Source organism: Actinospica durhamensis (genome assembly GCF_018139695.1).
GTDB lineage: Bacteria > Actinomycetota > Actinomycetes > Streptomycetales > Catenulisporaceae > Actinospica > Actinospica durhamensis.
In genome coordinates, this window is the sequence record NZ_JAGSOG010000745.1 from 1 (window position 1) to 450 (window position 450).

The 450-nt window shown below is 65.8% G+C and carries 1 pseudogene; it reads left to right on the forward strand.

The features are described from left to right. A pseudogene (locus KDL01_RS47225) lies at positions 1–450 on the forward strand (5-methyltetrahydropteroyltriglutamate--homocysteine S-methyltransferase); the annotation flags it as partial.

Genomic DNA, 450 nt, shown 5'->3' on the forward strand with positions numbered 1-450 from the left:
TGCTCGTGCACGGAGAAGCCGAGCGCAACGACATGGTCGAATACTTCGGCGAACTGCTGTGGGGCTACGCCTTCACCGCCAACGGCTGGGTGCAGAGCTACGGCTCGCGCTGCGTGAAGCCGCCCGTCATCTACGGCGACGTGTATCGCCCGGAAGCGATGACGGTCGAGTGGTCCAAGTACGCACAAAGCCTGACCACCAAGCCGATGAAGGGCATGCTGACCGGCCCGGTGACGATGCTGCAGTGGTCGTTCGTGCGCGACGACCAGCCGCGCGAGCAGACCGCACTGCAGATCGCCCTGGCCTTGCGCGACGAAGTGTGCGATCTGGAAGCCGCCGGCATTGCCGCGATCCAGATCGACGAACCGGCTTTCCGCGAAGGCCTGCCGTTGCGCGCATCCGATGTGCCGGGCTACCTGGAGTGGGCGGCGCGTGCGTTCCGTGTATCGG